Here is a 23075-nt window from a genome sequence, read left to right on the forward strand (position 1 = left end):
AGGACAAGGCCTGAGCTAACGCTGTTAAGTAACGCGGGGGCGGTGGGGTCGGGCGGCCGGGCCCCGGCCGTGCCCCGGCTACTGCGACGCGGCCCGCGGCAACTCGGCGACGGGATTCCGCTGCAGGAACGCGGTGAGCAGCGCGACGAACTCGCGGCTGCACTCGAGCTGCGGCATGTGGCCGACGCCCGGAATCAGGTGCGTCTCGGCGTGGGGGATCAGCCTCCGCGCGGCGTCCAGGTGCGCGGGCGGAAGCACCTTGTCGCGGTCACCCCACAGCACCATCGTGGGCCGCGGCGTCTGCGCGATGGTCCGGTGCAGCTCGTCGCGCCAATCCTGACGCACGCCGCCCAGCACGGAACCGAGCGCATCGGCCGTCTTCCACGCGGTGAGCCCGGCCTCGGTCTCGCGGGCGATCGCCATCGCGTGGTCGATGCGGGCACGGGTGGCGTAGGACTTGTCGGCGAAGATCAGCCGCTCCTGGATGATCGCACCCGGACGGCTCGGCGTCGTCGCGATCAGCTTGCCCAGCAACGGAACTCCGAGCAGGCGCAGCAGCGGCGTGACCTCCTTGCCGAAGCCGGCGGGGTCCACGAGCGTCATCGATGCGACCAGCTCCGGATGCCGGGCCAGCAGCGTCATGGTCACCGCGCCGCCCAGTGAATTGCCCGCCACGTGCACCGGACCCGAGACGTCCAGCGCCGCGAGCGTTTCCGCCACGCCGTCGGCGAGAGCCGCGAGGCCGGCACCGTCAGGATGCGGGGCCGACCAGCCGTACCCGGCGAGGTCGGGCGCGATGAGCCGGTACTCGCCACGGTGTTGATCCGGCCCGCTCGCTCCGTTCCCGGCGCCGAGCGCCTCGAAGGTCGGGTCCCAGTCCTCCAGGCTGCGTGTGATGCCGTGCAGCAGAAGCAGAGTGGGTAGCGAGGCGTCGCCCGACTCGCGGACCCGCACCCAGCGGCCGCGGACGGGGATGCTGCGGGTCACCGGTTCGCCTCGACCCACTCGAAGGTCGCCTCGGCCAGCGGGCCGGGGTTCTGCGCCACCACCCAGTGCCCGCCGGGCACCGAGACGTGCCGCGACTTCGGCGATTTCTCCAGGCCGGCGAGCTGCAGCGGCGGCGTCACGAACAGGTCGCCCTCGGGCGTGATCACCTGCACGGGCACCGAGGTGGTGGCGTCCGCCGGCTTGAGGAACGGCGCGGGCATGTTGGCCCGGTAGAGGTTCAGGCCGTTGGTGAAGTCGCGGTCGCTGCGCGTGTAGCCCTCGGCGACCTTGCCGCCGGTGCCGCGCTTCTCCAGCGTCTCGATCAGCTTCTGGCCCCAGCCGCGCTTGTACAGCGAATCGGCCAGTCCTGGAACGAGGAAGAACGGGATGTACGTCGAGCCCGCCGCCTGGCGCAGACGCGCGGGGACGTCCTTCGCGCTGCGGACGCTCTGTAGGTACTCGCCCGCGTGGTTCAGGTTCGGGCCGGACACCGAGGTGTACGAGGCGGTCTTGTCCGCGACCGCGGGATCGACGACGGCGTGCCAGCCCTGGATCGAGCCCCAGTCGTGGCCGATGAGGTGCACCTTCGAGCGATCGCCGCTCACCTCGCGCACCGCGTCGATGACCCGCGAGATGTCGGAGATGAGGCGGTCGAACCGGTAGCCGGCCTTGCCCGCCGGAGCCTCCGACTCGCCCGCGCCCCGCACGTCGTAGGTGTAGACGTTCGCGCGACCATCGAGGGCCGCGGCGACGCCGTCCCACACGTGGTGGTTGTCGGGGTAGCCGTGGATCGCGAGCACCGTCGGGCGCGCCGCGTCGTGGTTGCCGTAGCGGAAGCCCGCCAGGGTGAGTCCGTCGGACGTGGTCACGTCGAAGCGGTGCTGATCGGTCATGGTGTGCGCCTTACAGATCGATGGTGAGATGGTCGCCCGCTGCGCGCGAGACGCAGGTCAGCATCTGACCCTGCTCCCGCTCGAAGGGCGTCAGGGTCTTGTCCCGGTGGTCGACGGTGCCCTCGGTCACCGTCATTCGGCAGGTGCCGCAGAAGCCCTGCTTGCACGAGTACGGGGCGTCCGGCTTGGCCTTGAGGATCGCGGCCAGCAGCGTCTCGTCGGCGGCCACGTCCAGGGTCTGGCCGGACTGGGCCAGCGTGGCGGTGAACGGCTTGCCGTCGACCACGGGCGGAGCGGAGAAGCGCTCGTAGTGAAGCTCGACGTCGGTGCGGCCGATCAGGCCCACGCGCAGCGCCTCGAGCATGGGGATCGGCCCGCAGGCGTACAGCGCGGTCGGGCCCGCCGCGTCGCCGATCAGCGTCTCGGCGGTGGGGATGCCGTGCTCGTCATCGGTGCGGATCTGCACCTTGTCGCCGAACTTCGCCACCTCGGCGATGAACGGGATGGTGTCGGTGGAGCGGCCGGTGTACAGCATCGACCAGTCCAGGCCGAGGCGTTCCGCCGCGATCATCATCGGCAGGATCGGCGTGATGCCGATGCCGCCGGCGACGAAGCGCAGGTGCTCCGCGGACGAGCCGTGGCCCGGAACCGCCATGGGCATGCCGTTGCGGGGGCCCTTGACGGTCACCGTCGCGCCGACGTGCAGCGTCTCGTGCACCTCGACGGAACCGCCGCCGCCGTTCGGTATGCGGCGCACCGCGATCCGGTAGGTGTCGGAGTCCGCCGGGTCGCCGCACAGGGAGTACTCGCGCATGCGACCCGAGGGCAGCAGCAGGTCGAGGTGGGCGCCGGGCGTCCACCGGGGGAGCGGGGTGTCGTCGGCGGACACGAAAGTCAGTGCGACGACGTCCTTGTCGTGCGCGACGATCTCGCGGGAGACCACCCGCAGTTCGCGGCTGGTGCTGGGCTCGGCGAGGTGCCGCGGCTTCATCAGGTGCGCGAACGCCGGGATGGTCACGCCGAAGAAGGCGTTGGCGAAGCGCAGCAGCGGATCGCGCTTCCACCTGCCGTACAGGTGCGGCGGGATCTCGGTGACCGGCTCTCCCCACGGACGGAAGACCGACTGCGACGTGCGCTTCGACGACGGGGACGGGGGCTGATCCGCGCCGGGCTGGGGCTGGTTCATCCGTTCGCCGCTCGCGCTGCCGGGGACGTGGCGAGGTACGACACGGCCTGCGCGGTCGAACCGATCGATGCGGGATCGAACTTCGGCTTGAAGTAGATGAGCGTGAACTTCACGACATCACGCAGCTTCGGAAGGATGTCCTTGTGCGAGCCCTTGAGGTACTCCCACCACAGGCGCGGGTACGAGTAGCTGAAGTTCGGGTCCTTGCGGAGCATGTAGCCCGATGTGCGGTGCAGCGCGAGGACGAGGAAGACGATGCCCACGATCATCGCGCGGCAGCGATGGAAGTAGCTGGGGTCGAAGTAGTTCGCCACGTCGTGCGCGACGGACCGGTGCTCCACCTCTTCGGCCCCGTGCCAGCGGCAGATGTCGGCCATCGTCGGGTCGACGTTGTACTCGTCCCACGCGTTGTTCAGGGCGAAGACCCCGAGGATCGCGGTGTAGTGCTCGACTGCGGCGATGAGCCAGAGCCGCTGCACCATGTCGTTGTACTGGGCGCGGTCGGAACGGTAGGTCCGCGGCGCGAGGATCTTGCGGAAGATGTACTCGAACTGTCGCGCGACGGGTGCGGTGTCGATGCCGCAGCGCTGCAGGTACTCGGACAGCGCGCGGTCGTGGGACTCGGCGTGCATGGCCTCCTGGCCGATGAACCCGCGCATCGTGCGGGCGAGGTTCTCGTCCTTCACGTACGGCAGCGCCTCGGTGTAAACCTCGCAGAACCAGCGCTCTCCCTCGGGGAGCACGGAATGCAGGATGCTGCTGATGATGTCGCTGGCCACGGGCTCACCGGGGATCCATTCGAGCGGGACGTTCTCCCAGTCGAACTCCACGTTCCGGGCGTGGATCTCGACTTCGGCGGGCTCGTGCTCCTGAGCCTTGGCGCGCGAACTCATCGTTGCGACTCCTTCCGTGGGCGTCTTTACATTCAACACCCTCGTGTCCATCGGGCGCCAGCACAAGTGAGAGCGACCACGCCGGAATCTATCACTTTCCTGCATGCGTGCAGAACTCGTTGTCGCGAGCGGCGATCGCGCGTAATCTACAACTTGATGGTTGTAGATGAATTGGCACCGGAGGAGGCGGACCGCCTCTTCCACGCCCTCGCGGATCGCACCCGGCGCGACATAGTCGTCCGGGTGATCGGGAGGGAGTGCTCCGTCTCGGAGCTCGCCCGAGGCTACGAGATGAGCTTCGCGGCGGTGCAGAAACACGTGGCGGTGCTGGAGAAGGCCGGCCTGGTCGTCAAGACCCGCCGGGGCCGTGAGGTCCTGGTCGGCCCGGACGTCGAGACCATCGCGCGCGGCACCCGCCTGCTGCGCAGCTACGAGGACCTGTGGCGGGGACGCGTGGCGCGCATGGACGCGCTGCTCGCCCCCCGACCGATTGAGGAGATCCGTCATGCCCGTGCTCACCACCGGCGCCGATCGCGAGGCGCTCACCTTCACCCTCGAGGCCGAGTTCGCCGCCTCCCCGGAGCGCGTCTGGCAGCTGTGGGAGGACCCCCGGCTGCTGGAGAAGTGGTGGGGCCCGCCCGGATGGCCCGCCACCTTCGTCCGCCACGAGCTGCGGCCCGGCGGCGAGTCCCGCTACTACATGACCGGCCCGGACGGCACCAGGGCCGGCGGCTGGTTCTCGACGGTGTCCACCGACGCCCCGTCGACCTTCACCTTCCGCGACGGCTTCGCGGGCGAGGACGGCGAGCCCGTCGACCCCGAGGACCACTCCACGACCACGGTCGTCATCACGCCCGACGGCGACGTCACCCACATGACCCTCACCGCCACTCACCGATCGCTCGAGCAGCTCGAGCAGGTCCTCGAGATGGGTATGGAGGAGGGCATGACCCAGGCGATGAACCAGATCGACGCCCTGCTGTGAGCGGTGCGGTGGATAGTGCCCACTCAGCGGGCACTATCCACCGCACGTCGATCTCGGAGGCGTCACCATCCCCAGAACGTGCGCTGTGCGGCGACGGCCCAGGACTCGATCCGCTCCACGTCGGCGCGCTCGGGAAGCGTGCAGTCGCCGTCCAGCAGCACCCGGACCGCGGCCTCCAGGCGCGCGATCTCCTCGGAGACGTCGTCGCGGGGGATCTCGCCGCGCTTGACGGCAAGTACGTGCTCGCGCTCGGCCTCCGGCATCGGCAGCGTCAGCGTGCCGCGCGCGGCGATCTCGTGCCCCTGGTACGCGAGTCGCAGCGCGTGGCTGCCGTACTTCACGTCCCAGCCGTAGCGGCTGACCAGTTCCGGCCGGTTCGGCACGCCGCTCGCGCGGCCCATCATGCGCTCGTGCTGCGAGTGCATGTAGCCGAGGAACCGTTCCACGGCCCGCCGCGACAGGAATGCCGATCGCATGGCCCGCAGCGACCGTCCCAGGTCGGTCATGGTGATCACGGATTCCTGCGGCGCGTACAGGGGCAGTAGCACCGTGGGGTTCCCCTTGACGGCGAGCCGGAGGTACTTGCGGAGGCCGTACATCACGAGGTCGGTGTCGCCGGGGCCGCTGCGGACGCCCTCGGGCTGCGTCCGCCAGATGTAGTCCTCGCGACGCGGTTCCACGCCGAGCAGGTACTCCGGGGGCTCGAGGTAGACGCCGAGCTCGTCGTGGTCGTCGGTGCCCGCGATCGCGATGCCGTGCACGCCGGAACCCACGACGGTGCGGAGGATCTCGCCTCGCACTGCCGTGTCGCGGTCGCCGTACTCGACGTTCTGCCGATCAGTCATGGTCGACGACGGTAAGCGCGCCCCGCCGTGCGCTCAATTGAATTTCGGTTAGCGACCGATGCGCTCCACCGCAGAATGACGGGGTGTATCTGACCGTCTCCACCACGCGTGTGCCGGCCACCGACCTGGGCTTCCTCCTGCACAAGCACCCCGACCGGGTGCAGGAGTTCACCCAGCCCTTCGGCACGGCCACCGTCTTCTACCCGGAGGTGACCGAGACGCGCTGCACCGCGGCGCTCCTGCTGGAGGTCGATCCGATCGCGCTCGCGCGTCGCCGTCGGTCCACGCCGGACTTCGCGCTCGCACAGTACGTCAACGACCGTTCCTATGCGGCCTCGTCGCTCCTCGCGGCGGCGCTGGCGGACGTCTTCCGCAGCGCGCGGGGCGGCCGGGGCGGTAGCCGACAGGCTGTCGCCGACGACAAGATCCCGCTGGAGATCGCGATCCCGGTGCTGCCGTGCCGCGGCGGCTCGGGCGTAGCCACGAGGCTCTTCGGCCCGCTCGGCTGGACGGTCGACGCGGAGCCGATCCCACTCGACGAGACGATCACCGAGTGGGGCGACTCGCGCTACGTTCGGCTACGCCTCACTGGCACCGTGCGGCTCGCCGACGCCCTCAACCACCTCTACGTGCTGCTGCCGGTCTTCGACGAGTCGAAACACTACTGGCAGGGCCCCGACGAGGTGGACAAGCTGCTGCGCTCGGGTGCCGGCTGGCTCGAGACCCACCCGGACCGGGAACTCATCACCCGCCGGTACCTCGGCCGCGGCCCGGGCCTCGCCGCGCGGGCCCTCGAGCGCCTCGCGGAGGTCGAGGACTTCCGCCCGAGGCGCAGGACGACGGTGCCGCGACCGACGACGCACCGAAGCCGCTGAACCTGCTGCGGCACGACGCCGTGCTCGCGGCCGTCGTGGCGAGCGGCGCGACCTCGGTCGTCGACCTCGGCTGCGGCCCGGGGCAGTTCCTGGGCCGGCTGCTCGCGACGCAGGGGATCGACCGCGTGGTGGGCTGCGACGCCTCAGTCCGCTCGCTGCAGCGCGCCGCGCAGCGCCTGCATCTCGACGACATGACCGAGCGCCAGCGCGGCCGGATCGACCTGTTCCAGGCCGCTCTCACCTACGAGGACGACCGCCTCGCAGCCTTCGATGCGGCGGTGCTCATGGAGGTGATCGAGCACGTCGATCCGGCGCGGCTCGGTGCGCTCGAGCACGTCGTGTTCGGCGCTGCCCGGCCCGGCACCGTCGTGGTCACGACGCCCAACAGCGAGTACAACGCCCTCTACCCCGACCTCATAGGGCTGCGGCACACCGATCACCGGTTCGAGTGGGACCGGGCGCAGTTCGCCGCGTGGGCCGCCGACGTCGCGGACCGGCACGGCTACGCCGTGCGGCACGACGGGATCGGCGACGCCGATCCCGAGCGCGGAACCCCACCCAGATGGCCGTTTTCACCCGGAAGGAGTCCGGCCGATGAGCACCGACACCGTCGTCACCGTCCCGATGCGCGGCCTGATCCTGCTGGCCGGCGCCTCGGGCAGCGGCAAATCGACGTTCGCGCGCAAGCACTTCCGGCCGACGGAGGTCGTCTCCAGCGATGTGTGCCGCGGCCTCGTCGCCGACGACGAGAACGACCAGGCGGCCACGTCCGACGCGTTCGACCTGCTGCACCACCTGGTCGGCATCCGCCTGCGCCGCGGCCTGCTCACCGTCGTCGACGCGACCAACGTGCAGCGGTCGTCCCGGGCTTCGCTCGTGGCGCTCGCCCGCGCGCATGACGTCCTCGTCGACGTGATCGTCTTCGACCTCCCCGACGAGGTCGCGATCGAGCGGAACCGGCGGCGCGCTGACCGCACCTTCGGGCCGCAGGTGATTACCCGCCAGGCGCGGGAGCTGCGCCGGTCGCTCAAGGGGATCAAGAAGGAGGGCTTCCGCCGCGTCCACATGCTCCGTGACACCGCGCAGGTCGACGGTGCCTCCATCCTGCGCGAGCGGCCGTGGAACGACCGGACCGAGCTCGCCGGCCCGTTCGACGTGATCGGCGACGTGCACGGCTGCGCGTCCGAGTTGCGCACGCTGCTCACCGATCTCGGCTGGCGCGTGCGCGCCGACGGCGCCGACCACCCGGAGGGCCGGACAGCGGTCTTCGTCGGCGACCTCGTCGACCGCGGGCCGGACACCCCGGGCGTGCTGCGGCTCGTCATGGGCATGGTCGCCGCGGGGAACGCGCTGTGCGTCAGTGGGAACCACGAGAACAAGCTGGTGCGCGCGCTCAAGGGCAACCGGGTCACCGTCGCGCACGGGCTGCAGGAGTCGCTGGACCAGCTGGCCGCCGAGCCTGAGGAGTTCCGCAGCGCCGCACTGGCGTTCATGGACTCCCTGCTCAGCCACTACGTGCTCGACGGCGGCCGGCTCGTCGTCGCCCACGCAGGGCTCAAGGAGGAGTACCACGGCCGGGCGTCGCGCCGGGTGCGCGCGTTCGCGCTCTACGGCGACACCACCGGCGAGACCGACGAGATCGGGCTGCCGGTGCGGTATCCGTGGGCGCGGGACTACCGCGGCGCCGCGGCCGTGGTCTACGGCCACACGCCGGTCACCGAGCCGCAGTGGATCAACAACACGCTGTGCATCGACACCGGTGCGGTGTTCGGCGGCGCGCTCACCGCGCTGCGCTACCCGGAGTGCGAGATCGTCTCCGTGCCTGCGGAGTCGGAGTGGTACGCGCCGGCACCGGGAGCGGAGCGAGCGGGCCGCGAGTCGCAGGACCGGCCGGTAGTGGAGGCACCGTCGGACGACCGGGCGGCCTCCGTCCTGCGGTACGACGACGTGGCCGGCACCCGCTGGCTGTCCACCCGCACGGCGGGCCGCGTGAAGGTCGAGGGCGACAATGCGGCCGCAGCGCTCGAGGTGATGAGCAGGTTCGCCGTGGACCCGCGCTGGCTGGTGTACCTGCCGCCGACCATGTCGCCGGCGTCGGTGGCGCGGGAGGACGGCTTCCTCGAGCACCCGTCGCGTGCGTTCGAGGACTTCGCCGGCTGGGGCGTGGAGCGGGTGATCTGCGAGGAGAAGCACATGGGCTCGCGAGCCGTCGCGGTGATCGCGCGTGATTCCGCCACGGCGGCACGCCGATTCGGCGTCGCCGACGGCGGCACCGGCGCGGTGTACACGCGCACCGGCCGCGCGTTCTTCGACGACGTCGAGCCGCTGGTGGATCGCCTCCGGCGAGCCGTGGCACCGCTGTTCGACCGGCTCGAGACGGACTGGCTCGCGCTGGACTGCGAGCTGCTGCCGTGGTCCGCGAAGGCGGGCGAGCTGATCCGATCCCAGTACGCGTCCGTGGGCGCCGCGCGCGAGGCGTTCCCGGCCGCGCTCGCCGGGCTCGACGGTGCCGCGGCGCGCGGTCTCGACGTCGCCGCGCTCCGTGATCGGACGGCGCGGAGGGCGTTGAACACGAAGGCGTTCCGCGACGCCTACGCGCGGTACTACCGGCCGACGGACGGGCTCGACGGGGTCACCGTCGCGCCCTTCCAGGTGCTGGCGGCGGAGGGACGAGTCCTCGCCGAGGAGTCGCACGAGTGGCACATGGCGGTGCTCGGCGCGCTGGACGATCCGTTCCTGACGCCGACGCGGCACTGCACCGTCGACCTGGCGTCGGAGGCGGACCGCGCTGCGGCGACCCGGCGGTGGACCGAGCTGACGGACGCCGGCGGCGAGGGCATGGTGGTCAAGCCGCTGGGTGTGGTGGGCCGGAAGGTGCAGCCGGGGCTCAAGGTTCGCGGCCGCGAGTACCTGCGGATCATCTACGGCCCGGACTACCTCGACTCGCTCGACGTGCTGCGCGACCGGAACCTCGGCCGGAAGCGGAAGATGGCGCTCGCGGAGCACGCCCTCGGTCGCGACGCGCTCGCGGCGTTCGTCGCGGGCGAGCCGCTGTGGCGAGTGCACCAGTCGGTGTTCGCGGTGCTGGCGCAGGAGTCGGAGCCGGTGGACCCGCGGCTGTAGTGATATCGCAAAACTTGTCGGTGGTGTCGGCCATGATCGCGTTATGGGACGTACTCTTGAGGACGAGGTGATGACCATGGCCGCCCCGTTGAACAGTGATTCCGCCTTCGATCCGCTCGTGGATCTCGCGGGTCTGTGGACGACCGATCTGGCCGAGCGCTACCTCCCCTGCCCGAGCTGCCTCCCGCTTATTACGAGTGCGAGGAGGGAGGCTCGTGATGAGCCCACGGGAGGGGACTGCGAACAGCTGGGCGACGGGGCGGCTGTTCAAACTGCTGGATGCCGCGGCGGAGCAGGTAGGGATTCCCGTCTATACCTCGGTGAACATGATGTTCACGAAGCAGACGTGGATCGAGCCGGACCTCGCGGTGCTGCGGAATCATGTCGACGACGAGGTGTGGGTGCCCGCCGAGGAGATCCTGATGCCCGTCGAACTCATCTCCCGAGGTAGCCGCAGGCGCGACCGCATCGACAAGCCCCGCCTGTGCGCCGCGGCCGGCGTGCCGTACTTCCTGCTCGTGGAGATCCATCGCGGAGAGGTCGCCGTCGAGCTGCACAAGCTGGTCGACGGCTCGTACGTCGAGGCGGCGCGAGCCACTGGCGGGGAACGGTTCGTGACGCCGGAGCCGTTCCCACTGAATTTCGATCCGGCCGAGCTGCTCGCCGGCCGTGCGACGCGGTAGGCGTCACTCGTCTGCCAGGGCCTCCGCCGCCAGCTTTCCGGAGATCAGCGCGGGCGGAACTCCGACGCCGGGATGCGTCATCGACCCGGCGAGCACGGCGTTGGCGATGCCGGGCACCCGCTGCGGGCGGCGTAGCGGCCCCGTCTGGCTGAGCGTGTGCGCCGCGGCGAACGGGGTGCCGGCGGACATGCCCTGCTGCGCCCAGTCGGCGGGGGTGTCCACGCGGAGCACCTCCGCCGCGGAGATGCCCCGGTAGCCGCGGCCCTCCAGCGTCCGCAGCGCGTCGCGCACGTACTCGCCGCCGATCGAATCCCAGTCCAGCGGCGCCGATTCCAGGTTCGGGCACGGCGCGAGCACGGAAACGACGGAGTGCTCGCCTGTTTCATGCGGCCCGCTCGCTGCGCTCCCGGCGCCGAGCGTGACCGACGGTCGCGTGATGAGGAACGACGGGTCGCTCATCAGCCGCCCGCGGCCCCGCGTCGCGGTGATCTCCGCGAAGGTCTGCTCCCACGCGGCGCCGAAGTCCAGCGTGTGATGCGCCTGCGTCGGCCAGTGGTCCTGCAGGTCCTGGTCGACCTGCAGGTGTGCGACGACGGCGGACGGCGAGTGCCGCACGCGCCGTCGCGGCGGGCGCCCGCCCAGCGGCGCGATCAGCGCATCGGCGATCGGCGCGTCCGCGGTGACCACAACCGCCCCCAGGCGCTCGCGATCGACGGGGAGGTCGCCGCGCAGGTGGCGGTAGCGCAGCCCCGTCACCTCACCACGCCGGCCGTCGAGCCCGAGGACCTGCGAGTTCAGCAGCACGCGCCCACCGGCCCGGTCCACCTGCCGGGCCATCACCTCCGCGACCGCACCCATCCCGGCCCGCGGATACCAGACGCCGAGGCCCACATCCATGTGCGAGATCACCGCGTACACCGCCCGCGCCGCCGACGGCGCGACGCCGGCGTACAACGCCTGGAAGGTGAGCATGCGGCGGGCGCGGACGTCGTCGACGCGGCGGTCCACCTGGTGTTGCATCGAGCGGAGCGCGCCGAGCCTCACCAGCCGGCCCAGTGCCGCGAGGTCGCGCGGATTCGCGTACGAGCCCCACGCGGCGTCGCCGCCGATGAAGCGCTCGTAGGCGGCGTCGAACATCGCCTCCTGCCAGCGCATGTGCTCGTCGACGGCGAGGTCGTCGGGCACGTGCAGCACGCCCGCCGGTGATTCCCCGAGCGCGGGGAAACGACCCGCGTACGCGGGCGTGACCGGCAGCAGGTCGAGTTCCGCCTCCGCGTCCGCGCGGGCCAGGCCGCCCGCGGCGAGGGCGTCGAACGCGAGGTCGGGCATCGTCAGGACACTGGCGCCGAGGTCCAGTTCGTACGATTCGCCCGATCGCCGGTGGATCCGCTGCGTCGCCGCCCGGCCGCCCACGTACGGCGCGCGCTCGTAGACGGTCACCTCGTGTCCCGCCCCGAGCAGATGCAGCGCCGCAGACAACCCCGATAGTCCGGCCCCGATGATTCCAATGTGCACGGGACGAGTCTAAGAACTCTTCAAAGCAATACATTGCAATGTATGCATATGTGGCATACGCTCAGGACATGAGCGCAGAACACGACCACGAATCCGGCCACTCGGCGCGGTGGGAGATCGGCTTCGCCATCGCCTCGGGCGTCACGTACACCGCCGGCATGATCGCCGAGTACGCCCTGAAACTGCCCGACATCGGCACGGCCTTCTTCCTCGCCACCTACTTCTTCGGCGGCTTCTTCACCATCCGCTCCGCCATCAAATCCACGCTGAACGGCAAGTTCGAGGTCGACTTCCTGATGCTGGTCGCGGCGATCGGCGCCGCCTCCATCGGGCGGTTCGCCGAGGGCGCGGTGCTGCTGTTCCTGTTCAGCCTCGGCCACGCGCTGGAGGAGTTCGCGCTGGCCCGGGCCTCGAAGTCGATCGAGGCCCTCGCCGGCCTCGCGCCCCGCACCGCGCTGGTGCACGTCGGCGGACCGTCGACCACGGCGGGCGAGTTCGTCGACCGGCAGGTGGAGGACGTCGCCGTCGGCGACCTCGTACTGATCCGCCCCAACGCCCGCGTCAGCTCCGACGGCGTGGTCGTCGACGGCCGGTCCGCGATCGACCAGAGCGCCGTCACCGGCGAGTCGATGCCGGTCGAGAAGGAGCCGCTCGATCCCGCCCGCTCCGGCCGCGTCGCCGACGAGAACAAGGTCTTCGCGGGCACCGTCAACGGCTCCGGCGCCCTGGTCGTGCAGGTCACGGCGCTGGCGAAGGACTCGACGCTGAGCAAGGTCGTCGAGCTCGTCGCGTCCACCGACCAGGCCAAGTCGCCCACGCAGCGCTTCCTCGACAGGTTCCAGCGGATCTACGTTCCGGCCGTGATCGCCTTCGTCATCGGCGTTTTCGTCGTCGGGTACTTCGGGCTCGGCAACCCCTTCGACGATGCCTTCTACCTCGCGATGGCCGTCCTCGTCGCCGCGAGCCCCTGCGCGCTCGCGCTCGCCACTCCGTCGGCCGTGCTCGCCGGCGTCGCCCGCGCGGCCCGTGCCGGGGTGCTCGTCAAGGGCGGCGCGCCGCTCGAGACGCTGGGCCGCGTCACGTCGATCGCCTTCGACAAGACCGGCACCCTGACCTGGGGCGAGCCGCGGGTCACCGACACCGTCGCCGCTCCCGGGGTCGAGCTCGACGAGCTCCTCGCGACCACCCTCGCCGTCGAGAAGCTCTCCGATCACCCCCTCGCCGCCGCGGTCGCCCGGGACATCATCGGCCGTACGACTCGGGTTAAGGAGGGGGTGCTCACCGCCTCCGACCTGCAGTCCGTCACCGGCCGCGGCGTCCGCGCCCTGGTCGACGGGGCGAAGGTCGAGATCGGCAACGAGCGGCTGTTCAGCGACGCCGGGATCGCGCTCGACGGCGCCGTCGCCGCCGACGTCGAGCGGCTGCAGGCCGGCGGCCGCACGCTGATGATCGTGCGCCGCGGCGGCCGCTTCCTCGGCGTGATCGGCGTGATGGACACGCCCCGTCGGGAGGCCGGGCAGGTGCTCGACCGCCTGCGCGAGTCCGGCATGACCGACATCGTGATGATCTCGGGCGATCACCAGCAGGTGGCGGAGGCCGTGGGTCGCGAAGTGGGCGTCGACCGGGCGCTCGGCGGCCTCCTGCCCGAGGACAAGGTGACCCACGTCCGGGGCCTCTCCGGCGCGGGCCCGGACGCCCGACGGTGCGCGATGGTCGGCGACGGCGTCAACGACGCCCCCGCGATGGCCCAGGCGGACGTGGGCATCGCGATGGGCGCCGCGGGATCCGCTGTGGCGCTTGAGACCGCCGACGTCGCGCTGATGAGCGACGACCTGGGCCGCCTGCCCTTCGCGGTGCGGCTGAGCAGGCAGACGAGCCGGATCATCCGGCAGAACCTCATCGCCGCGCTCGGCATCGTCGTGTTCCTGGTGATCGTCACCTTCCTCGGCATGCCGATGGGGCCGGTGGTCTTCATCCACGAGGGCTCGACGCTCATCGTCGTGGCCAACGCGCTCCGGCTGCTCCGCTTCGAGGTCGGGCGGGAGCACGACGGCGTGGAGCACGAGGTGCGCCCCGAGCGCGAGCCCGCGGCCGCGTGATGGCCGTCCCCCGGGTGCCGCTGGGCGCCGGGGGACATCCGGGTCAGTTCAGCGGCGGGAGATTCCGGGCGAGGTAGTCCCAGACCTGGTGCTGCGCCTCGTCGGAGTAGATGTGCTCCCGCTTGGCGCGGGACTCCACGGGATCGGACCAGCTCGGGGTGCCGCCGTAGCCGAGAGTGGTGAGTTGCTGTTGGCAGGCGCGGTCGAGGATGACGGCGGCCACCGTCGCCGTCTCGAGGTCGGGGCCCACCGTGACGATGCCGTGGTTCACGAGGAACAGTGCCTGCGCATCGCCGAGCGCCGCGGCGACGCTGCGGCCGAGCTCGCGGGTGAGGATCAGGTCCGCGGTCTCGGTGAACCGCGGCACCCCGTGCTCGGCGAAGTAGTTGGCCTCGTGACTCATCGGCAGCAGTTCCGCGCCGGCGGCGGCGAGAGCCACCGCGTACCGGCTGTGCACGTGGACCACGCCGCCCACATCGGGGCGCGCCGCCATCACCTCCGTGTGGATGGGGAATTCGCTGTGCCGCTGGCCGCCTCCGGTGAGGACCTCCCCGCCCGACGCGACGAGGTGGACCCGCTCCGGGGTGATCTCCTCGAGGCCGTACGAGGCCTGCTTGAGCCACACGCCGCGGCCCTCGGGGTCGCGTACGCTGACGTGCCCCCAGATCAGGTCGCCGGCGCCGGTCGCGGCCATGATGCGTGCGGAGGTGGCGACGGTGTCGCGCGGGTCGTCGGTCATGAGAGCTCCAATCTGAAGTGCGAGTGCGGAATTCATCGGAACATCACGTTGATGACCTTCTCCTCGGTGTAGCTGAGGAGCTCCTCCAGACACTCCTCCTTGCCGCCGACGCCCGATCCCTTGAATCCGCCGTAGGGAACGTTGGGGAAGTGCATCGACGAGCCGTTGATCCAGGTGTGGCCGGCCTCGAAGTCGCGGGCCACGCGATGAGCACGGTCGAGGTCGCGGGTCCACACGCTTGCGGTGAGGCCGTACTCGACGGAGTTGGCGATCGCCACCGCCTCATCCTCGGTGTCGAACGGGATCACCGAGAGGACGGGCCCGAAGACCTCCTCCTGCGCGATGCGTGAGGTGGGGGTGACGTCGGCGAGGACCGTGGGCGCGACGAAGAACCCGGTCGCGTACTCCTCGCCCTCGGGCCGGCCGCCGCCGGTCACCAGGCGCGCACCCTCGTCGAGCGCGATCGCGATGTAGGACAGCGACTTCTCGTACTGCGCCCTGTTGATCATCGTTCCCTGTTCGCTCGACGTCTCAAGAGGATCGCCGATCCGTCGTGCGCGGACCAGGTCCGCCACGCGGGCGACGACGGCGTCGTAGATCGGTCGCTGCACCAACAGGCGCGAGTTCGAACCGCACGACTGGCCGGACCACGTGAAGTTCATGCCGAAGACCGCGCCCGCCGCCGCGGCCTCCACATCACTGTCCTCGAAGACCACCATCGCGTTCTTGCCACCGAGCTCGAGGGTCACGTGCTTGACCGCCGATTCGGCCGCGGCGCGCTGGATCGCCCGGCCGGTGGGCTCGGAGCCGATGAAGCCGATCCGCCGGACCGCGCGGTGCCGGACCAGCCGATCGGGTACGGCCGGCCCGTCGCCGACCACGATGTTCACCACGCCGGGCGGGAAAACCTCGGCCGCCAGTTCTCCGAGCCTGAGGGTGGACAGCGGTGCGGCCTCGGGCGGTTTGCCGACCACCGGATTGCCTGCGACCAACGGAGCGGCGATGCGGCACGCGAACATGAGCGGGTGGTTGTACGGCCAGATCTTGGCGACCACGCCTACCGGCTCACGGACGGTCAGGTGCAGCGCGTTCGACGCCGGGATGGTCTGCCCCTTCATCTCCAGCGCGAACCCGGCGAACATCCGCATCTGCTGCAGTGCGATCTCCACGTCGAAGCGCGCGTTGGCGATCGGGGAGCCGGCGTCGACGCAGTCCAGGAAGGCCAGCTCCTCCGCGTGCTCGTCGATGAGGTCGGCGAAGCGCAGCACCAGCGCCGCTCGCTCGGTCGCCGGGACCGCGCGCCATGCGGACCGCGCGGCCTCTGCCGCCTCGGCGGCGGCGTCGACGTCATCGGACGTCGCGTCCGGGACTCGGGCGAGTTCCGTCTCGGAGAACGGATCGGAGGTGCTGAATGTCCCGCCGTCCGAGGCGCCGCGGAGCGCCCCGCCGATGAGCAGGCGCCACGGGTGCTGCGCGAGCGCAGCGATGCGATCCGCCTGCCCTGCGCGCGCGTTCGTCACGGGTGTCGTGGTGGTCATGTCCTGTTCTCCTGGGGTGCGGGGCCGACGGTGCCGGCGAGCAGCTCGCGCAGCTCGCCGTCGGTCACCTCGACCCGGTTGTTGGTGCGGAAGGGATGGCCGTCGCTCGCCGTGATCATGGACGCCAGTCGCTCGTCGCTCATGACGCTCGAGTCGAACCGCGGCGTGAACTCCACTGCCCGATAGACATCCGGCAGGCGATCGACGAGCGCGATCGCGGCGGGGGACAGCGCCTCCCGGTTGAGTTCGGCCACGCGCGGCAGCAGGACGCCGTTCTGGAACCCGTGCGCCAGAGGGACGAGCACCGACGACGACAGCGCGTGGACCAGGCCGAGACCGCTGTTGCCGCACGCGAGATTGGCGGCGGTGCTCGCCTCGAGCAGGCGCTGCAGTACGGCGTCGTTGGTGCCGTCGGCGTTGGGTCCCGCCGGGCCCGCCCCGGCGACGGCGATCGGCAGGGTCTCGAGGATGTCCTGTGCGGCGCGGAGCGCGAGGGCGTCGGTGAAGACCGTCGCACCGCGTGCCCAGAGGGACTCGAGCGCGTGGGTCAGTGCGTCGAGACCGGCGTAGAGCATCGGCGTCCGCGGCAGTCCACGGAGCAGGGTGGCGTCGAGGACGGCAGTGCGGGGAGCGCAGCCGGGACCGCGGACGATGACCTCTCGATCCCGCCCGGGTTCGTGCAGCACCAGCGCGTTCGAGACCTCGCTGCCGCTGCCCGCGGTGGTCGGGATCGCGAGAGACGGCGCGGGGAGGGCCGGGACCCTGCCCGCGCCCTCGTACGCGACCACGGGGCCCGGGTTGGTGAGCAGGATCGCGACCGCTTTGGCCGCGCCGAGGCCGGAGCCGCCGCCGACGGCGAGGACACTCGCACAGCCCGCCGCACGAGCGGCCTCGGCCCCCGCCTCGACGGCGGCGACGTCCGGATCGGGATCGATCAGGACGACGGCGCCGACCCGGTCGGCGGGGACCTCCGCCAGGACGACGTCCAGCACGCCCGCGTCGGCCAGCCCGCGATCGGCGACCACCGCGGTGGGACCGGGCAGGGCGTCGATCTCGTCCCCGAGGTCCGCGAGGCTCCCGATGCCCGCGACGATGCGGGTGCGCACGTGGAACGATCGACGGGTCATCGTGGTCACCGCAGCTCTATAGTCTGCAGGTCGGTGGCGCCGATCCGCGCGACCGCCGTGTCCAGGAGCGTCCCGCACCCGGGGCAGGCGTACTCGCGCAGCTCGAGTCCCTCGTGCAGGCGCAGGTACGGGCCGTGATCGCCGGGGTCCGCGACGCGCCGCGCGGTGCCGGCGAGCCAGTTCCCCGCGTCGCCCAGCCGGGCGCCGCAGCCGCAGTGGACAGCACCGTCGGCCGTGCGGACCAGTGCCGGGCCCATGGGGGCCCCGTCTGCCGACTGTTCCGCGCCGCAGTCCCGGCCGGTGCGCGCGGCGCGCAGCTCGTTGCGTCGTTCGCCGGTGCGCGCCTCGTCCAGGATGCCGTCGGTCAGGACGACGCCGTAGAGATCCGCGGCCGCGCCGGCGCTGACGTAGCCGTGGGCGACGTCGGTGGCGACGGACTGCGGATCGCGGGTCAGCGGATCTCCGTAGCCGCCTCCGCCTTGGAAGCTGTAGGCCAGCGCATCGCCCGGGCGGAGGGAGAGGAAGCCGGGCTTCGCGCCGAGCACCTGCACGTCGTCCCCGCGCCGGCTCAGGTCGTCGACCGAGGTGATCCGGCCCGCGGGCGAGGCACCGTCGGACGGGATGAACTGGTTGCGGTTGCACGATCCCTCCAGGCCGCCGAACAGGCCGACGCTGTTGGGGACCTCGACGCCGTGGCCGACGATCATCGCCGTCAGATCCTCGGTGTCGTGCGGGGTGATCGCGAGCCCGACGGTGCAGCCACCGCGGTGCCGGCCCGCGCCGCCCGTATCCGTGAGGATCGATCGGTAGAGGAAGAGGATGGGGCCGTTCGCCTCGTGGCTCTCCACGTTGGTGATTGCGGGCCGGGGTACGCAGAAGTCCCCGGATCCGTTGAGGCCGTCGTGGTCCCGGTACGCCCCTCCGCCGCCCGCGGTGGAGTCGAGGAGGAAATTGCCGTAGGGGCGGCCGTCGCGATCGCGTCCGTTGAGGACGAGGGCGGTCATCGATCCCTTGGTCACCGCGGCAGCGTCCTGCGCAGTGAGCGGGGACATCGCGGCGAGGCGGGACAGCGCCGCCAGCGCGACGTTCTGCACCACCCAGACGGCCGAGATGGTGGCCGACGACACCGGGGCGGGCCAGGTGGCGTTGCAGATCACGCCGTCGGGCGCGGTGATGGTGAGCGGGCGGAACAGACCCTCGTTCCAGCTGATCCGCGGCGCGAGCGTGGGCAGCAGCGCGGTGAACACGCCGGCGACCAGGCCCGATCGCGTGCAATTGACGAATCCTGGTGCCTGCGGGTCGGTGCCGGTGAAATCGAAGTCGAGCGTGTCGCCGGACTTGGTGACCGTGAGCCTGAACTCGTAGAGGGCATTGGTGTGCCCGTCGTGCTCCAGGTAGTCGACGGCCCGGAACACCCCGTCGGGCAGTTGCCGGAGGCGATCCCGCAGCTGCTCCTCCGCGTGCGAGATCTCGCGGTGCATCACCTCGAGGACAACGTCCAGTCCGTACCGCTCGAAGAGCTCGCCGAGGCGGCGCGCCGCGACCTGATTCGCGGCGATCATGGCCTTGAGGTCCAGGCCGACGGCCATCGGCATCCGGGTCATCCCCATCACCATGTCCCAGAGGTCGCCGCGGATCTCGTGGTTCTCGACGATCTTCACGCCGGAGAGCAGCATCGCTTCCTGCTGGATCTCGGTGGCGCCGAACGCCCAGCTGCCGAAATTGAGGCCGCCGACGTCGATCTGGTGCGCGCACGCGCCGACCCAGGCGACCCGCTCACCGTCGTGGAAGACGGGGGCGACGATCGACACGTCCTGCTGGTGCAGGGCGCCCTTGTACGGATTGTTCAGGATGAACATGTCGCCCTCGGCGATGCCGGGGTTCTCGGCGCGGTCGGCGATGATGTTGCGCACGACGCTCGCCATCGATCCGGAGTGGAACAGGACCTGCGGGCCCATCGTCACGATCGAACCGTCGGAGAGGTAGGTGCCCACGTTGAAGTCGGTCGCGTCGGTGACCACGGGCGAGCCGGAGACCGACTTCAGGGTGATCGCCTGCTCCTCGGTGATCGCCGAGAGCCGGTTGCGGACCACCTCGAAGGTGATCGGGTCCACTTCCGCGGCTGCGGGGTTCAGAATGTCTGTGCTCATGACTGATTCCTTCTTTGCCGTTCAGGCGGTGATGATGAGGTTCCCGAAGACGTCGACGCCGACTCGTTGGCCGAATCCGGTGTAGACCGTGGTGGTGGGGTGCTCGACGACTGCGGGGCCGGCGATCTGCTCTCCCGGCGCGAGGGAGAACCAGTCGACCACCGTCGCGTCCATCCAGCCGCCCGCAGCGAGGTCGTAGACCTTGCGGACGTGCGGTGCGTGCGAACGCGTCGCGGTCGTGTCGCGGAAGGTCGGCTTCGGGGTGCGGCCGATGCCGCTGACCCGGAACGTGGTCAGCTCGATACCGGCCTCGCGGAACCCGGCGCCCTTGCCGTAGGTGTCCTCGTACGCGGCCTCGAACCGGTCGACGACCTGGCGCACGACGTCCGCGTCGACGGTGCCCGGTGCTACCGGCACGATCAGCTCGTGCGTCTGGCTGCGGTAGCGGACATCCACCGAGCGCTCGATCACGGTGTCGGCCGGGTCGACACCGTCGCGGACGAGCTGGTCGCGGGTCGAGGACTCGAGTTCTGCGAAGACCCGGTCCATCGCGGCCGCGTCGATGTCCTCCCACGGCGCGAGATTCCCAGGGTGGTCTTCACCAGGTGGGAACGCTCCGCGCTGTGATAGATGTCGGCTGCCAGGGCGCCGTAGGCCGAGTGCGCCATCGACGTCGCCGGCACCACGATCTTCTCCACGCCGAGGTCGGCGCCGAAGCCGGCGCAGTGCATGGGGCCCGCGCCGCCGTAGGCGTACAGCACGAAATCGCGAGGATCGAGGCCGCGGCCGACCGATAGCTCGCGGAGCGTGTCCGCCATGCGGGAGTCCACGATGTGCCGGATCCCCGCGGCCGCCTCGACCACCGTGAGTCCGAGCGGTTCGGCGATCTGCGCGCGGATCGCCTCCTCGGCGGCCGCGCGGTCGAGCTGCATCCGCCCGCCGAGGAAAGTGTCGGGATCGATCACGCCGAGTACGACGTCGGCGTCGGTCACCGTCGCCCTGGTACCGCCGCGGCGGTAGCAGACTGGTCCGGGAAGGCGCCGGCGCTCTCCGGGCCCACCCGCAGCTCTCCCGCGACCACGTCGGCGACCGAACCGCCGCCGGCGCCGATCGCGGTGATGCTGACCATCGGTGCCGCGACGTGGTATTGCGCGACCTCGGTGACCGCGGACACCACGGGCCTGCCGTCGACGATGAGACCGACGTCGAAGCTGGTGCCGCCCATGTCGGAGGTGATGACGTTGCGGTGGCCGAGTTGCTCGGCGAGGTGTTGGCTGCCGAGCACGCCCCCGGTCGGACCGCTCGCCAGCAGCAGAACGGCGCGATCCGCCGCGTCGCGGGCGCTCATCACGCCGCCGATGCTGTTGAGCACGCTGAACCGGCCTGTCATGCCCGCTTCGATCAGCTTGCGTTCCATCCGCTCGAGGTAGCGCTGCACACTCGGGCCCAGGTAGCTGTTGAGCACGGTGGTGGAGGTCCGTTCGTACTCGCCGAGGACGGGGTTGACCTCACTCGACAGGCTCACGTAGACACCGTCGCCGGCGACCTCCCGGACGATCTCGGCGATGCGCAGCTCGTGCGCCGGGTTGCGGAAGGACCAGAGCAGGGCGACGGCGTAGGCGGTCACGCCGTCCGCCGCCAACTCCTCGACCGCCGAGCGGACTGCGGTCTCGTCGAGCTCGATCACCACCTCGCCGGCCTGGTCGACGCGCTCGAGGACCTCCTTGATCCGGCTGCGCGGAACGATGGGGTCCGGGTAGCGGCGGCGACTGAACTCGCCCAGCTGCTCCACGGGGGTGCCTGCGGTGAAGCCCATCAGGCGCTGCAGCAACAGCGTGTCCCCGAAACCCTTGGTCGTGATCAGGCCGGTGGTCGCGCCGCGCCGTTCGATCAGCGCGTTGGTCGCCTGTGTGGTCCCGTGGCCGAAGCTCACCACCTTGGCGAGCATGTCGCCCAGCGACTCGCCGCGCTCGTCGGCGATCAGCGCCAGCGCGGCGAAGACGCCGTCCTCCAGCGCTTGCGGAGTCGTCGGGGCCTTGTTCGTGAGCACGGCCCCGGCCTCGTCCATCACGACCACATCGGTGAACGTGCCACCGGTGTCCACACCCACGTAGAGTCCCTGTTTCATCGAATGCACCTTTCTCGCTGTCGAGCACACCGGACGGGACCGCTGTGGAGGTCGATGTCGCTGTGCAACAGCACTATCCATCGAGTTCTGCGATGCTGATCTGCTCGTGAATCCGAAGCTACTGTGATCCAGGCGACAGTCGATCTAGGATTCTGTTATGCGGAACCGGCCGGCGTACGGACAGAGCTCGGTCGACAATGCGTTGCTCCTGCTGCACATCCTTCGAGATCAGGGAATCGTCAGCGTGAGCCAGGCGGCGGAACTGTTGGGCGTGGCCCGGTCGACCGCGCACAGGCTGCTCGCGATGCTGGTCTACCGCGATTTCGCGGTCGAGAACGACGAGAACAAGTACGTGCCCGGGCCGTCTCTGTACGTGGCCGCAGTTGAGCACCGGCCCACCGGGGAGTACAACACGCACCTGCGTCCCGTCATGACGCGAATCGCCACGGAGACGGGCGAGACCGTTCAACTCGCGGTGCGGACGGGGCGGTGGGTGAGGTTCATCGCCACCGTGGAATCGGCGCAGGCGATCAGGGTCGGTGATCGTCGAGGTGTCGCACTCCCCGCGCGACTGACTGCAGCGGGGCGCGCGATTCTCGCGGAACTGTCGCCACCGCACCTTCGTTCGCTCTACCAGACTCCGGGGAACGACGGCGAGGCAGGCCTGAGCAATCCGCAGTGGCAGCGGCTAGGCCGCGAACTCGAACTGACGCGGCACCGGGGGTACGCGGTGAATGCTGGCGATACTGAGGAGGGGCTCCATGCGATCGGGATCGCGGTGCGGGCGGCCGACGGGTCCGTGGGGGCCGCGCTGGCCGTCGCGGGCCCCGCGACGCGGCTCGGGGAGGGCCGGATCGCACAGATCGGCGCGTATCTCCTGACGCAGGCGGATCACCTGCGACTACCGGCGGCACGCCCGGAATAGGCGACGGCCGCCCCGGCGTGGCCGGGCGTGCCCATGCCGGGGTGGTCGAGTCGCGTTCAGCGCGGCCGCGTCAGAGCCAGCGCGGGGGCCGTCGAGCGGTGCTTCGGCCAGCCCGACGGTGCCTCGGCCGGCGGCCCAGCGGGTGACTGCGGCCCTGTCGCCGGCCACCGGTACGCGGTGCCGCGGGTCGGTGGCCGGGTCGACGGCAACCGGGGCGCGCCCATCGACCCGCAGCTCGATGTCCCCGCCCTCGCCGGTGCTGCGCCAGCGGTCGACGATGTCCTGCAGCAGGCCGTCGAGGACCGGCGCGGGGGCGTCGGCGAATCGTGCCCCGGCACCCAGGTCGACGGCGTGGACCCACACCTCGCGGGCGCGCATCCAGAT

The 23075-nt window shown here is 70.8% G+C and carries 18 protein-coding genes and 3 pseudogenes; 8 read left to right on the forward strand and 13 right to left on the reverse strand.

What is annotated here, in order from left to right; all coding sequences use genetic code 11:
- Positions 1-78 precede the first annotated feature (78 nt).
- Genes MTP03_RS01665 through MTP03_RS01680 form a run of 4 tightly spaced genes read right to left on the reverse strand, consistent with a single transcriptional unit; the run spans position 79 to position 3959 of the window.
- Positions 79-987 (reverse strand): alpha/beta fold hydrolase, encoded by a 909-nt coding sequence (locus MTP03_RS01665; RefSeq protein ID WP_248490291.1) that lies wholly within the window; start codon positions 985-987, stop codon positions 79-81.
- Positions 984-1880 carry an alpha/beta fold hydrolase gene (locus tag MTP03_RS01670; protein ID WP_248490292.1) on the reverse strand — a complete coding sequence of 299 codons (897 nt, stop codon included), beginning with the start codon at positions 1878-1880 and terminating at the stop codon, positions 984-986. The genes MTP03_RS01665 and MTP03_RS01670 overlap by 4 nt, the downstream gene beginning before the upstream one ends.
- A gap of 10 nt (positions 1881-1890) precedes the next feature.
- The gene (locus MTP03_RS01675) at positions 1891-3066 is read right to left on the reverse strand and encodes a PDR/VanB family oxidoreductase (RefSeq protein WP_248490293.1); all 1176 of its coding nucleotides are present in this window, start codon (positions 3064-3066) and stop codon (positions 1891-1893) included.
- Positions 3063-3959 (reverse strand): metal-dependent hydrolase, encoded by an 897-nt coding sequence (locus tag MTP03_RS01680; RefSeq protein ID WP_248490294.1) that lies wholly within the window; start codon positions 3957-3959, stop codon positions 3063-3065. The genes MTP03_RS01675 and MTP03_RS01680 overlap by 4 nt, the downstream gene beginning before the upstream one ends.
- Positions 3960-4115: 156 nt before the next feature.
- Between MTP03_RS01680 and MTP03_RS01685 the strand changes: the two are divergent.
- Positions 4116-4457, forward strand: a pseudogene (locus MTP03_RS01685) (ArsR/SmtB family transcription factor); the annotation flags it as partial.
- A gap of 7 nt (positions 4458-4464) precedes the next feature.
- Positions 4465-4944 (forward strand): SRPBCC domain-containing protein, encoded by a 480-nt coding sequence (locus MTP03_RS01690; RefSeq protein WP_068523557.1) that lies wholly within the window; start codon positions 4465-4467, stop codon positions 4942-4944.
- Positions 4945-5006: 62 nt separating this feature from the next.
- On the opposite strand, the gene MTP03_RS01695 is transcribed toward MTP03_RS01690, so the two are convergent.
- Positions 5007-5789 (reverse strand): DNA polymerase beta superfamily protein, encoded by a 783-nt coding sequence (locus MTP03_RS01695; RefSeq protein ID WP_248490295.1) that lies wholly within the window; start codon positions 5787-5789, stop codon positions 5007-5009.
- An 83-nt stretch (positions 5790-5872) separates the two neighbouring features.
- On the opposite strand from MTP03_RS01695, the gene MTP03_RS23240 reads away from it, so the two are divergent.
- From MTP03_RS23240 to MTP03_RS01710, 4 genes and pseudogenes are all read left to right on the forward strand, one after another.
- Positions 5873-6664 (forward strand): 3' terminal RNA ribose 2'-O-methyltransferase Hen1, encoded by a 792-nt coding sequence (locus MTP03_RS23240; protein WP_371820849.1) that lies wholly within the window; start codon positions 5873-5875, stop codon positions 6662-6664.
- Positions 6665-6699: 35 nt separating this feature from the next.
- Positions 6700-7083, forward strand: a pseudogene (locus tag MTP03_RS23245) (methyltransferase); the annotation flags it as partial.
- A gap of 175 nt (positions 7084-7258) precedes the next feature.
- Positions 7259-9787, forward strand: a complete 2529-nt coding sequence (locus MTP03_RS01705; protein ID WP_248490296.1) for a polynucleotide kinase-phosphatase — start codon at positions 7259-7261, stop codon at positions 9785-9787.
- A gap of 197 nt (positions 9788-9984) precedes the next feature.
- Positions 9985-10470 (forward strand): Uma2 family endonuclease, encoded by a 486-nt coding sequence (locus MTP03_RS01710; RefSeq protein ID WP_256465204.1) that lies wholly within the window; start codon positions 9985-9987, stop codon positions 10468-10470.
- A 3-nt stretch (positions 10471-10473) separates the two neighbouring features.
- On the opposite strand, the gene crtI is transcribed toward MTP03_RS01710, so the two are convergent.
- Entirely contained in the window at positions 10474-11985 is a 1512-nt protein-coding gene (gene crtI, locus MTP03_RS01715) for a phytoene desaturase family protein (protein ID WP_248490298.1), read from the reverse strand.
- Positions 11986-12053: 68 nt separating this feature from the next.
- On the opposite strand from crtI, the gene MTP03_RS01720 reads away from it, so the two are divergent.
- Positions 12054-14084 (forward strand): heavy metal translocating P-type ATPase, encoded by a 2031-nt coding sequence (locus MTP03_RS01720; RefSeq protein ID WP_248490299.1) that lies wholly within the window; start codon positions 12054-12056, stop codon positions 14082-14084.
- 43 nt (positions 14085-14127) lie between these two features.
- On the opposite strand, the gene MTP03_RS01725 is transcribed toward MTP03_RS01720, so the two are convergent.
- The 6 genes and pseudogenes from MTP03_RS01725 to MTP03_RS23250 form a co-directional block, all read right to left on the reverse strand.
- Positions 14128-14823 carry a class II aldolase/adducin family protein gene (locus MTP03_RS01725; RefSeq protein WP_248490300.1) on the reverse strand — a complete coding sequence of 232 codons (696 nt, stop codon included), beginning with the start codon at positions 14821-14823 and terminating at the stop codon, positions 14128-14130.
- A 32-nt stretch (positions 14824-14855) separates the two neighbouring features.
- Entirely contained in the window at positions 14856-16361 is a 1506-nt protein-coding gene (locus MTP03_RS01730; protein ID WP_248490301.1) for an aldehyde dehydrogenase family protein, read from the reverse strand.
- A complete protein-coding gene (locus MTP03_RS01735; protein ID WP_248492355.1) occupies positions 16358-17488 on the reverse strand; it encodes an iron-containing alcohol dehydrogenase in 1131 nt (376 codons plus the stop codon). Before MTP03_RS01735 ends, MTP03_RS01730 begins: the two co-directional genes overlap by 4 nt.
- A 5-nt stretch (positions 17489-17493) precedes the next feature.
- Positions 17494-19638: a hydantoinase B/oxoprolinase family protein gene (locus MTP03_RS01740; RefSeq protein ID WP_248490302.1), complete on the reverse strand. Its 2145-nt coding sequence runs from the start codon at positions 19636-19638 to the stop codon at positions 17494-17496.
- Positions 19639-19659: 21 nt separating this feature from the next.
- Positions 19660-20187 carry a hypothetical protein gene (locus MTP03_RS01745; RefSeq protein ID WP_248490303.1) on the reverse strand — a complete coding sequence of 176 codons (528 nt, stop codon included), beginning with the start codon at positions 20185-20187 and terminating at the stop codon, positions 19660-19662.
- Positions 20106-21847, reverse strand: a pseudogene (locus MTP03_RS23250) (hydantoinase/oxoprolinase family protein). Before MTP03_RS23250 ends, MTP03_RS01745 begins: the two are co-directional and overlap by 82 nt.
- A 76-nt stretch (positions 21848-21923) precedes the next feature.
- Here MTP03_RS23250 and MTP03_RS01760 point away from each other — a divergent pair.
- On the forward strand, positions 21924-22691 hold the full coding sequence (locus tag MTP03_RS01760; protein ID WP_248490304.1) for an IclR family transcriptional regulator: 768 nt from the start codon (positions 21924-21926) through the stop codon (positions 22689-22691).
- Here MTP03_RS01760 and MTP03_RS23255 read toward each other — a convergent pair.
- A complete protein-coding gene (locus tag MTP03_RS23255) occupies positions 22668-23069 on the reverse strand; it encodes a hypothetical protein (protein ID WP_371821016.1) in 402 nt (133 codons plus the stop codon). The genes MTP03_RS01760 and MTP03_RS23255 overlap by 24 nt on opposite strands.
- Positions 23070-23075 lie beyond the last annotated feature (6 nt).

Source organism: Tsukamurella sp. PLM1, assembly GCF_023168325.1.
GTDB lineage: Bacteria > Actinomycetota > Actinomycetes > Mycobacteriales > Mycobacteriaceae > Tsukamurella.